The 13,144-nt window shown below is 69.1% G+C and carries 12 protein-coding genes; 9 read left to right on the forward strand and 3 right to left on the reverse strand.

Annotation, left to right across the window (positions count from 1 at the left end):
- The first annotated feature begins 1 nt into the window (after position 1).
- Entirely contained in the window at positions 2-1,729 is a 1,728-nt protein-coding gene (locus tag AC07O8_RS19950; RefSeq protein ID WP_495049693.1) for an IlvD/Edd family dehydratase, read from the forward strand.
- A 57-nt stretch (positions 1,730-1,786) separates the two neighbouring features.
- On the opposite strand, the gene AC07O8_RS19955 is transcribed toward AC07O8_RS19950, so the two are convergent.
- The 3 genes from AC07O8_RS19955 to gbd all read right to left on the reverse strand — a co-directional run bounded on the left by AC07O8_RS19955 (position 1,787) and on the right by gbd (position 4,303).
- A complete protein-coding gene (locus AC07O8_RS19955; RefSeq protein WP_495049694.1) occupies positions 1,787-2,293 on the reverse strand; it encodes a hypothetical protein in 507 nt (168 codons plus the stop codon).
- A gap of 151 nt (positions 2,294-2,444) precedes the next feature.
- Complete coding sequence (locus AC07O8_RS19960; RefSeq protein WP_495049695.1) at positions 2,445-3,032, reverse strand: TetR/AcrR family transcriptional regulator; 588 nt, start codon at positions 3,030-3,032, stop codon at positions 2,445-2,447.
- A 110-nt stretch (positions 3,033-3,142) separates the two neighbouring features.
- A complete protein-coding gene (gene gbd, locus AC07O8_RS19965; protein ID WP_495049696.1) occupies positions 3,143-4,303 on the reverse strand; it encodes a 4-hydroxybutyrate dehydrogenase in 1,161 nt (386 codons plus the stop codon).
- A 141-nt stretch (positions 4,304-4,444) separates the two neighbouring features.
- On the opposite strand from gbd, the gene AC07O8_RS19970 reads away from it, so the two are divergent.
- The 8 genes from AC07O8_RS19970 (at position 4,445) to AC07O8_RS20005 (ending at position 13,077) form a co-directional block, all read left to right on the forward strand.
- The gene (locus tag AC07O8_RS19970) at positions 4,445-5,521 is read left to right on the forward strand and encodes an alpha/beta hydrolase (RefSeq protein ID WP_495049857.1); all 1,077 of its coding nucleotides are present in this window, start codon (positions 4,445-4,447) and stop codon (positions 5,519-5,521) included.
- On the forward strand, positions 5,518-6,402 hold the full coding sequence (locus AC07O8_RS19975) for a YbgC/FadM family acyl-CoA thioesterase (protein ID WP_495049697.1): 885 nt from the start codon (positions 5,518-5,520) through the stop codon (positions 6,400-6,402). Before AC07O8_RS19970 ends, AC07O8_RS19975 begins: the two co-directional genes overlap by 4 nt.
- 57 nt (positions 6,403-6,459) lie before the next feature.
- On the forward strand, positions 6,460-7,773 hold the full coding sequence (locus AC07O8_RS19980; protein WP_495049698.1) for an AAA family ATPase: 1,314 nt from the start codon (positions 6,460-6,462) through the stop codon (positions 7,771-7,773).
- Complete coding sequence (locus AC07O8_RS19985; protein ID WP_495049699.1) at positions 7,770-8,450, forward strand: retron system putative HNH endonuclease; 681 nt, start codon at positions 7,770-7,772, stop codon at positions 8,448-8,450. Before AC07O8_RS19980 ends, AC07O8_RS19985 begins: the two co-directional genes overlap by 4 nt.
- A gap of 205 nt (positions 8,451-8,655) precedes the next feature.
- Positions 8,656-10,848, forward strand: coding sequence for a catalase/peroxidase HPI (katG, locus tag AC07O8_RS19990; RefSeq protein WP_495049700.1), 2,193 nt, complete (start codon positions 8,656-8,658; stop codon positions 10,846-10,848).
- 257 nt (positions 10,849-11,105) lie between these two features.
- Complete coding sequence (locus AC07O8_RS19995; protein WP_495049701.1) at positions 11,106-11,708, forward strand: DUF3455 domain-containing protein; 603 nt, start codon at positions 11,106-11,108, stop codon at positions 11,706-11,708.
- 77 nt (positions 11,709-11,785) lie between these two features.
- A complete protein-coding gene (locus AC07O8_RS20000; RefSeq protein ID WP_495049702.1) occupies positions 11,786-12,331 on the forward strand; it encodes a sigma-70 family RNA polymerase sigma factor in 546 nt (181 codons plus the stop codon).
- Entirely contained in the window at positions 12,328-13,077 is a 750-nt protein-coding gene (locus tag AC07O8_RS20005; protein ID WP_495049703.1) for an anti-sigma factor, read from the forward strand. The genes AC07O8_RS20000 and AC07O8_RS20005 overlap by 4 nt, the downstream gene beginning before the upstream one ends.
- Positions 13,078-13,144: the final 67 nt, after the last annotated feature.

The following is a 13,144-nucleotide window of genomic DNA, read 5'->3' on the forward strand; positions in this document are numbered from 1 at the left end:
CATGAGCGACACCCCCAAGGGCCTGAAGAAGGGCCTCACCAACTACGGCGACCAGGGCTTCTCGCTGTTCCTGCGCAAGGCCTTCATCAAGGGCGCGGGCTACACCGACGACGCGCTGGACCGGCCGGTCATCGGCATCACCAACACCGGCAGCAGCTACAACCCGTGCCACGGGAACATGCCGCAGCTGCTGGAGGCGGTGAAGCGCGGGATCATGCTCGCCGGCGGACTGCCGATGGACTTCCCGACGATCTCGGTGCACGAGAGCTTCTCGGCCCCGACCAGCATGTACCTGCGCAACCTGATGTCGATGGACACCGAGGAGCTGGTGCGCGCGCAGCCGATGGACGCGGTCGTGCTGATCGGCGGCTGCGACAAGACGGTGCCGGCGCAGCTGATGGGCGCGGCCTCGGCGGGCATTCCGGCGATCCAGCTGATCACCGGCTCGATGCTGACGGGCAGCCATCGGAGCGAGCGCGTCGGCGCCTGCACCGACTGCCGCCGCTACTGGGGCAAGTATCGCGCGGACGAGATTGACGACCAGGAGATCGCCGACGTCAACAACCAGCTCGTCGCGAGCGTGGGCACCTGCTCGGTGATGGGCACGGCCAGCACGATGGCCTGCGTGGCGGAAGCGCTCGGCATGACGGTGCCGGGCGGCGCCTCGCCGCCGGCCGTCACGGCGGACCGCATCCGCGTCGCGGAGCAGACCGGCGCGCAGGCGGTGGCGCTCGCCCGCAACGGGCTGACCATCGACAAGATCCTCACGCCGGCCGCGTTCGAGAACGCGCTGCGCGTGCTGCTCGCGATCGGCGGCTCGACCAACGGCATCGTGCACCTGACCGCGATCGCGGGCCGCATGGGCATCGACATCGACCTCGCCGGGCTCGACCGCCTGGGGCGCGAGACGCCGGTGCTGCTCGACCTCAAGCCGTCGGGCCAGCATTACATGGAGGACTTCCACCACGCGGGCGGCATGGCGACGCTGCTGCGCGAACTCAAGCCGCTGCTGCGCCTGGAGGCGCTGACGGTCACGGGGCGGACGCTGGGCGAGGAGATCGAGCTTGCCGGTGAAGGTTTCGCGCAGGACGTGGTGCGTCCGTTCGACCGGCCCATCTATCCGCAGGGCGGCCTGGCCGTGCTGCGCGGGAATCTGGCGCCGGGCGGCGCGATCATCAAGCAGTCGGCTGCGGATCCCAAGCTGATGGAGCACGAGGGCCGGGCCGTCGTCTTCGAGAACAGCGCGGACCTGGCCGCGCGCATCGACAGCGACGAGCTCGACGTGACCGCCGACGACATCCTGGTGCTGAAGAACATCGGGCCGAAGGGCGCGCCCGGCATGCCCGAGGCGGGCTACATCCCGATCCCGCGCAAGCTGGCGCGGGCCGGGGTGAAGGACATCGTGCGCGTGTCCGACGGCCGCATGAGCGGCACGGCCTTCGGCACCATCGTGCTGCACGTGACGCCCGAGGCGGCGGTGGGCGGCCCGCTGGCCCACGTGCGCAACGGCGATCGCATCCGGCTGAGCGTGAAGCAGCGGGAGATCGCGCTGCTCGTCTCGGACGAGGAGCTCGCGCGGCGTGCCGCGGAGCACCCGGTCGTCGAGCCGACGGCGGAGCGCGGCTACCGCAAGCTGTTCCTGCAGACGGTCACGCAGGCCGACCAGGGCGTCGACTTCGACTTCCTGCGCGCCGTGAAGACGACGGGGAAGGCGCCGGAGGATCGCTGAGAACGGCCGCGACCGTCACAACCGCCGACGACCGTCGGCGGCCGCTGACGACGGGCGTCAGCCGCGGGCCTTGGCCCGATTCGCGGCGCGGATCGCGAGGCTCTGCAGCGTGAACCCGACGAGGAAGATCAGCACCCAGCCCAGCAGCGCGGTCTTCACCACCGGATCCTCCGGGCCCGTCGCCAGCGGATGGGCGGCGGGCAGGCGGCTGAGCGTCTCGTTGATGCCGGGGACCATCAGCAGGAAGAAGCTGAACGAGAGGCCGAAGGTCTGCAGGTGCGGGCGCAGACCGCCGAAGAACGCCAGCCGCGGGGCGATCCACGCGCCGCCGAAGGCTGCCAGCAAGGCCAGCACGCCCAGCACGTGGCCGGGATTCACGCCGACGACGCTGGAGAGCCCGAACGAGGTGAACACCGAGACCGCCAGCCCGGCCAGGTAGACCTGGCCGGATCGCGTGGCGGCGTCGATGCGGCGGAAACGCGCGAAGCCGTAGAGGCCTGCCACGACGGGCACGAGACTGATGACAGTGTGGATGACGCCGAGCGTCGACAAGGGATGCGGCATGGTGAACCTCGGATGAAAATGCGACCTACTAGTTGGTAGGGTTGGTGGGCAAGAAGAAGGGCGGCGGGTGCCGCCTCGGACGGTCGGGTATCAGGCGGGGAAATCAGGCGGGCGATCAGGCGGGGAATCAGGCGGGCGATCAGGCGGGGAATCAGGCGGGCTGGGTCAACTTGAGGATCGCCGGCTGGACGATGGTGGAGAAGGACTTGGGGTCGTCCAGCGCGCGGGCCATCAGCATGGCGCCGTGCACGACCGCCATGAAGGCGCGTGCGGAGATCGCCGGGTTGTTGGGCAGGTGGAACTGTCCGGCGGCCGCGCCGCGCTTGAGCACGGACGCGAGCCACGCGTTCAGGTCGTGGAAGTGCCCGCGGACCTCGACGGCGACCTCTTCCGGGATCGTCGGCAACTCCGTGGCGAGCATCGCGCAGATGCAGAACGGGTGGTCCCCGCTGCGGATGCAGGCCGACCAGTAGTCGGCGTAGGCGTTGAGCTCGGACAAGGGATCGTCGAGCTGGCGCGACAGGCCGGCCAGGCCGTTCCTGGCTTCCTCGCGGTACAGCGACACGACGGTCCGGACCAGCACCGCCTTGCTCGGGAAGTGGTGGTGGATGCTGGCCTTGGTGATGCTGACGCGTTCGGCCAGGTCGGCGTAGCTGAAGCTGTTGTAGCCCCCCGCGACCAGCAGCGATCGCGTGTGCGCGACGATCTCGGCGGCTTTGGGGGAGAGCTCGACGGTCATGGGGCCTCATCGGTGGAATGAGGTCGCACTCTACTAGTTGGTAGGCTGCTTGTCAAAGACCTTCCCGAAGGTCCCTAGGGGACCGAGGGCCCCGAAGGGCCGGGCCGGGCTCACATCGACTCGTCCAGCATCTTCCGGTAGTCGCTCGCCGAGGCCTCGCGCGGATTGGTCTTGTGGGTGTGGTCGTGCAGCGCGCGCTCGACGATCTGCTCGTGCAGATCGACCGTCACGCCCATCGCGCCCAGCCCCGCGGGCAGGCCCAGGCGCTGGTTCATCGCCTTGACCGCACCGGCGAGTTCGTCGGCCGGCGTGCCTTCCTGCAGATTCATCGCATGCCCCATGCGGGCGATCTTGTCGTCGCGGCGCATCGAGTCGTGCATCCCGTTGAAGCGGATCACCGCCGGCAGGAAGACCGCGTTCAAGGTGCCGTGGTGCAGGGTCGGCATCAGCCCGCCGAGCGCGTGGCTCAGCGAATGCACGCAGCCCAGCCCCTTCTGGAAGGCGAGCGCGCCCATCGTGCTCGCGGCCATCATGTCCAGGCGGGCGGCGATGTCGTCGGGATGCGTGGTGGCGCGCTCGATCTGGCGCCAGCCGCGGCGCAGGCCTTCGAGCGCGATGCCGTCGGCCGGCGGGTTGAAGGCCGCGGACATGAAGGTCTCCATGCAATGCGCGATCGCGTCCATGCCGGTCGCCGCCGTCAGCAGGGCCGGCAGCTTGCGCGTCAGCTCGGGATCGCAGACGGCCGACTTGGGCATCAGTTCCCAGTTGTGGAAGCCGAGCTTGCGGCCGTCGTCCACGATGATGATGGCGCCGCGCGCGACCTCGGAGCCGGTGCCCGCGGTCGTCGGCACGGCGATCAGCGGCACGGCCCTGGCCGTGATGTTGCCGGCGCCGCCGAGGATGGTGGCGTACTGCGTCAGCGGGCCGTCATGTCTCGCGGCGATCGCGACGCCCTTGGCCAGGTCGATGCTGGAGCCGCCGCCGACGGCGATCAACCCGTCGCAGCCGTGGGCGTGGAATTGCTCGACGGCCTCGCGCACCGCGGCCTCGGTGGGGTTGGGCGGCGTGCCGTCGTAGACGGGCAGGGCGGTCGCGGCGATCGGCGACGCAGCCCAGGCCTCGAGGACCAGGTCCAGCACGCCGGCCGCGCGCACGCCCTTGTCGGTGACGATCAGCGGTCGGGCGATGCCGGCGCGCACGCATTCCGCGCCGATCAGCCGACGCGCGCCGGCTTCCAGGTGGATGTGGGTGAGGTACTGGATCAGGGCCATGGGCGAAGTCCTTGGGCTGGTGATGGCGGGGCGCGGCGGCGCGGGCCCGCGCGGTCTGGGAGAATCCCGCGATTGGGGCTTGGCAGCAGCCGAGCCTACGTCCTGGAGTTCCCGTTGAGTAGCACCTTGTTGACACCGCGGATGGCCGCGGTGCTCGAGCGCATCCACCGCGCCAACCGCCCCTCGTTCCACAGCCTCACGCCCAGGCAGGCCCGCATCGCCTACCTCATGGGCGCCGAGATCCTGGACCTGCCGCGGGCGCCGCTGCCGCGCATCGAGAATCTGGCAATCCCCGGTCCCGTCGGCGACATCGCCGCGCGCCTTTACGCGCCGCTCACGCGCGAGGACGCCGCTGCGCAGGATGCGCGCGGGCTGCCGGTACTGCTGTATTTCCACGGCGGCGGCTTCGTCATCGGCAGCCTCGAGACCCACGACAGCCTGTGCCGCCAGCTGGCGTTGCGCACGGGCTCGGCGGTGATCGCGGTCGATTACCGCCTGGCGCCGGACCATCCGTTCCCCGCGGCCGTCGACGACTGCTGGGCCGCGCTCGACTGGCTGGCGACCGCGGCCCCGGACCTCGGCCTGGACCGCGCGCGCATCGCCGTCGGCGGCGACAGCGCCGGCGGCACGCTGGCCGCGGTGACGGCGCTGCATGCGCGCGACATCCGCGACCGGTTGGGCCTGTCGCTGGTGATGCAGCTGCTGATCACGCCGGGCGCGACCGCGCATGCGGACACGGATTCGCACCGCCGCTTCGCCAAGGGCCACCTGCTGGACGCCGACACGATCGCGTGGTTCTTCAACCAGTACATCCCGACGGCGCGGCGCGACGACTGGCGCTTCGCCCCGTTGCAGGCCGAGGACCACGGGGACCTGGCGCCCGCGACCTTCATCCTGGCCGAGGCCGATCCGCTGATCGACGAAGGCATCGCCTACGCCGACCTGCTGCGCGCCAACGGCAACGAGGTCCGGCTGGAGCTGTACCGCGGCGTGACGCACGACTTCATCAAGATGGGTCGTAGCATTCCGGAGGCCGAGCAGGCGCTGGATGCCTGCGCGGCCGCGCTGAGGACGGCCTTCGGACTGCCGGCGCCCGCTCCAGTGTCCGTTCCTGTCGCGGTTTCCGGTCCCGCTGCCGCTTCCGCTCCTGAGCCGACGACCCCTTCGACCCCTTCGACCCCTTCGACTCCTTCGACCTCGCCCCGGGCCTCCGCATGAGCACCACCGCCACCCCCGCCGGCCTGAGCCGCGACCGCTTCCGCTTCTTCGAGCGCCTGCGCGTGCGCTGGGCCGAGATCGACGCGCAGCAGATCGTCTTCAACGCCCATTACCTGACCTACTTCGACACGGCGGTCGGCGGCTACTGGCGGGCGCTGGCGCTGCCGTACGCGCCGACGATGCAGGCGCTGGAGGGTGATCTCTTCGTCCGCAAGTCGACGCTCGAATACCTCGGCTCGGCGCATTACGACGAGCTGCTCGACATCGGCGTGCGCACCGATCGTGTCGGCACGAGTTCGCTGACGGTGAGCTGCGCGGTGTTCCGTGGCGACGAGTGCCTGGTGCACGGCGAGCTGGTCTATGTCTTCGCCGATCCTGTCGCGCGTGTGCCCAAGGCCGTGCCGCAGGCGCTGCGCGATCTGCTGCTGGGTTTCGAACGCGGCGAGGCGATGACCGAGGCGCGCGTGGGCAACTGGGCGACGGTGGGCGAGGACGCGCATCGCATCCGGCAGGCGGTCTTCGTCGAGGAACAGAAGATCCCCGCCGAGATGGAATGGGACGCCGCCGACGAGAGCTGCACGCACGCGGTCGCCTACAACCGGCTGGGCCGGCCGCTGGCCACGGGCCGGCTGCTGGAGCACGTGCCAGGTGTTGCCAAGATCGGCCGCATGGCGGTGCTGTCGCCGATGCGCGGCAGCCGCGTCGGCCGCCAGGTGCTGGACGCGCTGATGCAGGCCGGCCGCGAGCAGGGCTACCGCGAGGTGCTGCTGCACGCGCAGCTCAGCGCCGAGGGGTTCTACACCCGCGCGGGATTCCTGCGCCGCGGGCCGGTGTTCGAGGAAGCCGGGATCGCGCACGTGGAGATGGTGCGAGGGCTCTGAGCACTGCTCGGCGGCAGTGCCGGCTCGTGGGAAGATGAGCGGGAGAGGGCGCCCCACATGTACATCCAACGCATCGAGCTGAAGAACTATCGCGGACATGAGCGTCTGGCCGTTGGATTCGCGCGCGGCATGTCGGTCATTGCGGGCATTAACGGAACAGGGAAAACCTCGCTGCTGCTTGGCCTCTTCGAGGCGTTGACACAAGCCGTTCCGACGCTTCTGACCGACTCCGGCAGCCTTGCCTTCAGCGAGCCCGGATGCGCGCGGGTGAATGTCGTCGCGCCCAACGGACGCGCGCGATTCGAAGAGCAGTACCCGATAGAGATCAAGGTCGAGGCGGAGATCCTCGGCTCGCCGTTGTCTTGGGCGGTCTGCTCGACGTTGCCGGGTGTTCGCACGCAGGGCGGTACCGCGCCTGCTCGGCAGCTCTGGGATCAGATGAAGGCGAGCACCTTCGGATTTGAAGGTGCGCCACTGCTCAACATCCCTGTCATCGCCTTCTACAGGGACAAGCGGGCGTGGCGCGCAGGGCAGACGAGGGAAATCGACGCTGCCATGGAGCGGAACTCGCGCATCGATGGCTACGAAGGTTGGGCCGATGCAGGGCTGAGCGCTGACGCGCTGCAGCGGTGGATCGTGGCGAAGTCTCTTGAGCGCCTGCAAGCCGCTTCCGAGTCAGGCCAGCCCTTCTCGGCTGTGGAGTCCGACGAGCTCGGTCAGATCAATCGGGCGTTGCGACAGGCCTTGGATGCGTTCAGGTCCATCCGATACGACTTCCACAGCAAGAAGATCCTGTCCGAGTGGGTCGGAGACGAAGGGCAGGAGCTCGATCCCATTGCATTCGAGCACTTGAGTGCAGGTCAGCGCACGGTCATCTGCCTGGTCGCGGACCTGGCGCGTCGCATGTGCCTGCTCAACCCGCAACTGGGTGACGACGTGATCGGGCAGACGGAAGGCGTCGTGCTGATCGATGAGTTCGACATGCATCTCCACCCGGCCTGGCAACGTTCGCTCGCGCGTGGCATGAGCAAGGCCTTTCCAAAGGTGCAGTTCATTGTTGCCAGTCATTCGCCGCAAGTGATCGGTGAACTGCCGCATGAGAACGTCATCCTGCTCACGCCCGATGGGCCTGTGAATCCGTCCGGCAGCTTCGGCATGACGTCCAACCAGGTGCTTCAGGAGCTCATGGGCGCCGAGGTCCGCGCGACCCTTGTGAAGCAGAAGCTCGACGAGATCAACGAGGACCTGACACGCCATCAATTGGATGAGGCCGAAAAGAAGATCCAGGTGCTCGACAGCGAGGCGCCCGAGCTTCGTGAACTGGATGGCGCCAAAGCGCTGCTTCTGCGCAAGAGGACGATCGGTCGATGAGGCATTTCGTCAAGAAGGCGTCTCCGCCTGCCTTCGAGACGTGGAAGGCGCAGGCGAACGAAGATTGGTCGCCGAGCTACGCCACGATGGGCAGTGAGCGAAAGGGCGCGCTGCTCAAGGCGTTGCTCGAAGAACAAGCGTATGTCTGCTGCTATTGCGGTCGCTCAGTCGACGAGCAGGACAGTCACGTCGAGCATTTCCGCCCGCAGGAACAGTTCCCTCAGCTCGCGTTGGATTACGCCAATCTGCATGCTTCCTGCACCCGGACTCCCAAGGGGGCTCGCGCCGCGTGGCACTGCGGCCATGCGAAGCAGAACCAGTTCTGTGAAGAGCGGTTCATTTCACCGAACGACGCCACCTGCGAGCAGCGATTCCTCTACGCGATGAATGGTGAGATGCTGGTGGCCGACCAGCTCGACCAGCGAGCCACCTACATGCATGGCTTGCTCCGCATGAACGCGCCCGCGCTGAGCGAGTGGCGCAAGGCGGCACTTGAGCGGGTCTTCGACGACGACTTCGTGGCAAGCGCGACCTCGCAAGAGCTCGTAGAACTCGTCGACGCCTTTCGGCGCCCAGCGCCTGATGGGCGTTGCCGGGACTTCGGCCACGTGATCGCACGCCATGCGGAGCAGGTCCTCGAACGCCTGAAGCCCGCGCCGCTGCCAGCGGTGGCCTGAGCTTCGGGGCGCAAGGCGCCCTGCACGCCCCGGACTTCTCCAAGTCTGCCGCTATCCGAGTCATTGGCAATTGCAAATGGCTCGCTGATGTCCGATAGCAAATACTGACCCCCACCCCTGACATCCCAGGGGGACAAGCAGCCCGCGTCGAGGCAAAGCTCGGCGTGTCGTCGACGCGGGTCATGGCAGCAATTCTGGAGAATCGATGAGTGAAGTAGGCAAGTGCCCGGTGACGGGACACGGCGGCGCGCCCGTGGCGCGGACCAACCGCGATTGGTGGCCCAACCAGCTGAACCTGAGCGTCCTGCGGCAGCTCTCGAGCAAGTCCGACCCGATGGGCGAGGACTTCAACTACGCCGAGGCGTTCGGGCGCCTGGACCTCGCGGCCGTGAAGCGCGACCTGCACGCGCTGATGACGGATTCGCAGCCCTGGTGGCCGGCCGACTTCGGGCATTACGGCCCGCTGTTCGTGCGCATGGCCTGGCACAGCGCCGGCACTTACCGCACCGCCGACGGCCGCGGCGGCGCCGGTGGCGGCCAGCAGCGCTTCGCGCCGCTGAACAGCTGGCCCGACAACGGCAACCTCGACAAGGCCCGCCGCCTGCTGTGGCCGGTCAAGCAGAAGTACGGACAGCAGATCTCCTGGGCCGACCTGATGATCCTGGCCGGCAACGTCGCGCTGGAATCGATGGGCTTCAAGACCTTCGGTTTCGCCGGCGGCCGTCTCGACCAATGGGAACCCGAGGACCACATCAACTGGGGCGCCGAGGCCAAGTGGCTGGACGACCAGCGCTACAGCGGCGACCGGGAACTGACCCGGCCGCTGGCGGCCATGCAGATGGGCCTGATCTATGTGAATCCGGAAGGTCCCAACGGCGTTCCGGATCCGCTCGCGGCGGCGCGGGACATCCGCGAGACCTTCGCGCGCATGGCCATGGACGACGAGGAGACCGTCGCGCTGATCGCCGGCGGACACAGCTTCGGCAAGACCCACGGCGCCGGTCCCGCGTCCCACGTCGGCGTGGAGCCGGAGGGCTCCGACCTCGCGGCGCAGGGCCTGGGCTGGGCCAGCACCTTCGGCAAGGGGCATGGCGGCGACGCGATCACCAGCGGCCTGGAAGTGACCTGGACCACCACGCCCACCGCGTGGAGCAACAACTTCTTCGAGAACCTGTTCGGCTTCGAGTGGGAACTGACGAAGAGCCCGGCCGGCGCCCATCAATGGCAGGCGAAGGACGGCGCGGGCGCGGGTACCATCCCCGACGCGCATGACCCGACCCGGCGCCATGCGCCGACGATGCTGACGACCGACCTGTCGCTGCGCGTCGACCCGGCCTACGAGCGGATCTCGCGGCGTTTCCTGGCGCATCCGGACCAGTTCGCCGACGCCTTCGCGCGGGCGTGGTTCAAGCTGACCCACCGCGACATGGGACCGCGCGTGCGTTACCTCGGCGCCGAGGTGCCGAAGGAAACGCTGCTCTGGCAGGACCCGATCCCGGCGCTCGACCATGCGCTCATCGACGACCGCGACATCGAGACGCTGAAGGCGCGGGTGCTGGGCTCGGGGCTCACCGTGTCCCAGCTGGTGTCGACGGCCTGGGCCTCGGCCTCGACCTTCCGCGGCTCCGACAAGCGCGGCGGCGCCAACGGCGCGCGCGTGGCCCTGGCGCCGCAGAAGGACTGGGCCGTCAACCGGCCCAGCCAGCTGGCGGACGTGCTGACGGTGCTCGGCGCCATCCAGCGCGGCTTCAACGCCGACCGGGCAGGCACGGGCAGGAAGGTCTCGCTCGCCGACCTGATCGTGCTGGCCGGCGGTGCCGGCGTCGAGCAGGCCGCGAAGGCGGCGGGTCATGCGGTGACCGTGCCCTTCACGCCCGGTCGCATGGACGCGACGCAGGAGCAGACCGACGTCGACTCCTTCGCGGTGCTGGAGCCGGTCGCGGACGGCTTCCGCAACTACCAGAAGGCCAAGTTCACCGTGTCCGCGGAGGAACTGCTCATCGACAAGGCGCAGTTGCTCACGCTGAGCGCGCCGGAGATGACGGTGCTGGTGGGCGGCCTGCGCGTCCTCGGCGCCAATGCGGAGGCGGCCTCGCACGGCGTCTTCACGCACCGGCCTGAAGTGCTGACCAACGACTTCTTCGTCAACCTGCTGGACATGTCGACGCAATGGCGGGCGAGTGCGCAGGACGCCGATCTGTTCGAAGGCCGTGACCGCGAGACGGGCGCCCCGCGCTGGACCGGCACCCGTGTCGATCTGGTGTTCGGATCGAACGCGGTGCTGCGCGCGCTGGCCGAGGTCTACGGGGCCGGCGACGGGCAGGGCCGGTTCGTCAAGGACTTCGTCGCCGCGTGGACCAAGGTGATGAACCTCGATCGCTTCGATCTCGTCGGATGACGGTGAAGACGTCGAGCACGTCGAGTTCGATGAGTTCGATGAGTTCGATGAGTTCGATGAGCACGGCAGACGCCGTGCGGTCTCGATGAGCGCGCCCTGAAGGCGCGGCGGGCGCCTCCGCCGGGATGCCGGTGGAGGCGGCGCGCCGCCGGCCGTGAGATCGTCATCGCGCTGCGTCCAAGCCGGCGTCCGCTCCGTAAGTGGATGATGGGCGGCATCGATGCCGCGCCTTCCGCCATCCGACCAAGGAGCTGTCCATGCTGCGTTCGTTCCCCTTCGTCCTGTCCCTGCTCGCCATCGCCGCTGTCGGCACCAGTGCCAGCGCGCAGGCTTCCCGACCTTCCGCCGAAGTCCTGGCCCGCCTGCCGGACCCGGCGTCCGCCATCGCGGTGAAGGACCCGGAGGTCCCCGCGGCGCTGCGCCCCGCGGACGGCTCGCGCAAGCTCCTCCAGGTCCACGCCGTCGGCGTCCAGATCTACGAATGCGCGCAGGGCGCCGGTGGCGCCTGGGAATGGCAGTTCCGCGGCCCTGAAGCGACGCTGTTCGACGCGCGCGGCAACAAGGTCGGCGATCACGGCGCCGGGCCGTTCTGGCGCCTGGAGGACGGCTCCCGCATCGTCGGGCAGGCCAAGGCCTTGTCCCCGTCGCCGACCGCGGGCGCCATTCCCTGGCTGCTGCTGACGGTGAAGTCCCGCAGCGGCACCGGCGGGCTCGATCCTGTCGATGCCGTCCAGCGCCTCAGCACCGTCGGGGGCGTCGCGCCGCCGGCCCAGGACTGCGTCGCCGCGGCCTCCGCCCGGACCGTGCGCGTCGACTACAGCGCCGACTACCTCTTCTGGGGTGTCGCCCCGTCGCGGTGAGCGCCATCTTGGCGGATCATCCCGGCTCCTCGCAGTAACGCCCGGTGATGCCAGCGAATCAAGACCTCCCCCGACTCATGGCCCGCGTGGCGCTGCGCGACCGCGCGGCCTTCGAGCTCCTCTATCGCCTGACGAGCTCGCATCTGTTCTCCGTGTCCTTGCGTATGTTGAGGAATGAACAGCGCGCGCAGGACAACCTCCAGGAGGCCTACGTGAGCATCTGGCATCACGCGCAGTCCTATCGCCCCGAGGCCGGCACGCCGATGACCTGGATGATCAACATCGTCCGCAACAAGGCGATCGACCTGCTGCGCGCGCGACGCCAGGAGGACGAGCACGCGGTCGAGCTCGACGAGGACGCGCTCGCCGTCCCGGCGGACGCGGCCGGCGAACCGTTGCAGCTGCTCGAGCAGAACCTCGCGGACGCGCACATCGGCGCCTGCATGCAGGCGCTGTCCGCGCAGCAGCGCCAGGCGCTCGCGCTGGCGTACTACCGCGGCATGGTCCACACGGAGATCGCCGAGGCGCTGCAGGCGCCGCTCGGCACGATCAAGGCGTGGGTGCGCCGGGGCCTGGACCGGCTCAAGGCCTGCCTCGAAGCCGGGGGAGTCGCCGCGCCATGAACTACCAACGACCCGAACTGGTGGAACACCTCGCGCGCGAGTACGTGCTGGGCACGCTGCAGGGACCCGCGCGACGTCGCTTCGTCACCTTGATGCGCGACTCCCGGCCGATCGCCGCCGCGGTCGCGCAATGGGAGCAACGCTTCGCGGTGATGGAGCGCGCGCCGGTGCCGATCCAGCCGCCTGTCACGACATGGCAGGGCATCGAGCAGCGCCTGTTCCCGCGAACCCAGGACACCCCGCAGACCCGCGCAGGCGGCTCGCAGGGCCGCGCCCTGGGCGCCGTGCTGGGCTGGCTCACCGGCCGCGCCATCGGCGGCGTCCTCGCGGGCCTGCTGCTCGCGGTGGTCCTCGTCAAGACGGTGCCCACCCTGGCGGGCCTGGAGCCCGCCTCGGAAGCGCTGCCGGCGAGTTATGTCGGCGTGCTGAGCGCGCCGTCCGCGCCGCCGTCCGTCGTCGTGAGTTCGAAGCGGCACGGCAAGCTGCTCACCGTGAAGGCGCTGCGTCCGCTCGCCGTGCCTGAAGGTCGTCGCGCCACGCTCTGGGCGATCCCGAAGGACGGCGCGCCCTTCCTGGTCGGCACGGTGTCGTCCTCGGGGCAGACGCAGATCGCCTTGCCGGCTGAATCCGAGAAACTTTTCTTCAGCGTGAATCGCGTGGCGATCAGCCTGGAGGCGAGCGATGGCCCGGCACCGGCGACGCCTTCGACGTTCGTGCTCGAAGGGGCCTGCGTCAAGGTGTGGTGAAACCTGGGTAGAGCATGGGTGAAGGTGGGGTCAGGTCTCGCCCCTCGACGAATCGTTACATCGATTT

This window comes from Roseateles sp. GW821-FHT09G09, from assembly GCF_059415965.1.

Coding starts and splice junctions, on each gene's coding strand:
- AC07O8_RS19950 (WP_495049693.1), top strand. CDS start 2: ATGAGCGACACCCCCAAGGGCCTGAAGAAGGGCCTCACCAACTACGGC.
- AC07O8_RS19955 (WP_495049694.1), bottom strand. CDS start 2,293: ATGCCGCATCCCTTGTCGACGCTCGGCGTCATCCACACTGTCATCAGT.
- AC07O8_RS19960 (WP_495049695.1), bottom strand. CDS start 3,032: ATGACCGTCGAGCTCTCCCCCAAAGCCGCCGAGATCGTCGCGCACACG.
- gbd (WP_495049696.1), bottom strand. CDS start 4,303: ATGGCCCTGATCCAGTACCTCACCCACATCCACCTGGAAGCCGGCGCG.
- AC07O8_RS19970 (WP_495049857.1), top strand. CDS start 4,445: ATGGCCGCGGTGCTCGAGCGCATCCACCGCGCCAACCGCCCCTCGTTC.
- AC07O8_RS19975 (WP_495049697.1), top strand. CDS start 5,518: ATGAGCACCACCGCCACCCCCGCCGGCCTGAGCCGCGACCGCTTCCGC.
- AC07O8_RS19980 (WP_495049698.1), top strand. CDS start 6,460: ATGTACATCCAACGCATCGAGCTGAAGAACTATCGCGGACATGAGCGT.
- AC07O8_RS19985 (WP_495049699.1), top strand. CDS start 7,770: ATGAGGCATTTCGTCAAGAAGGCGTCTCCGCCTGCCTTCGAGACGTGG.
- katG (WP_495049700.1), top strand. CDS start 8,656: ATGAGTGAAGTAGGCAAGTGCCCGGTGACGGGACACGGCGGCGCGCCC.
- AC07O8_RS19995 (WP_495049701.1), top strand. CDS start 11,106: ATGCTGCGTTCGTTCCCCTTCGTCCTGTCCCTGCTCGCCATCGCCGCT.
- AC07O8_RS20000 (WP_495049702.1), top strand. CDS start 11,786: ATGGCCCGCGTGGCGCTGCGCGACCGCGCGGCCTTCGAGCTCCTCTAT.
- AC07O8_RS20005 (WP_495049703.1), top strand. CDS start 12,328: ATGAACTACCAACGACCCGAACTGGTGGAACACCTCGCGCGCGAGTAC.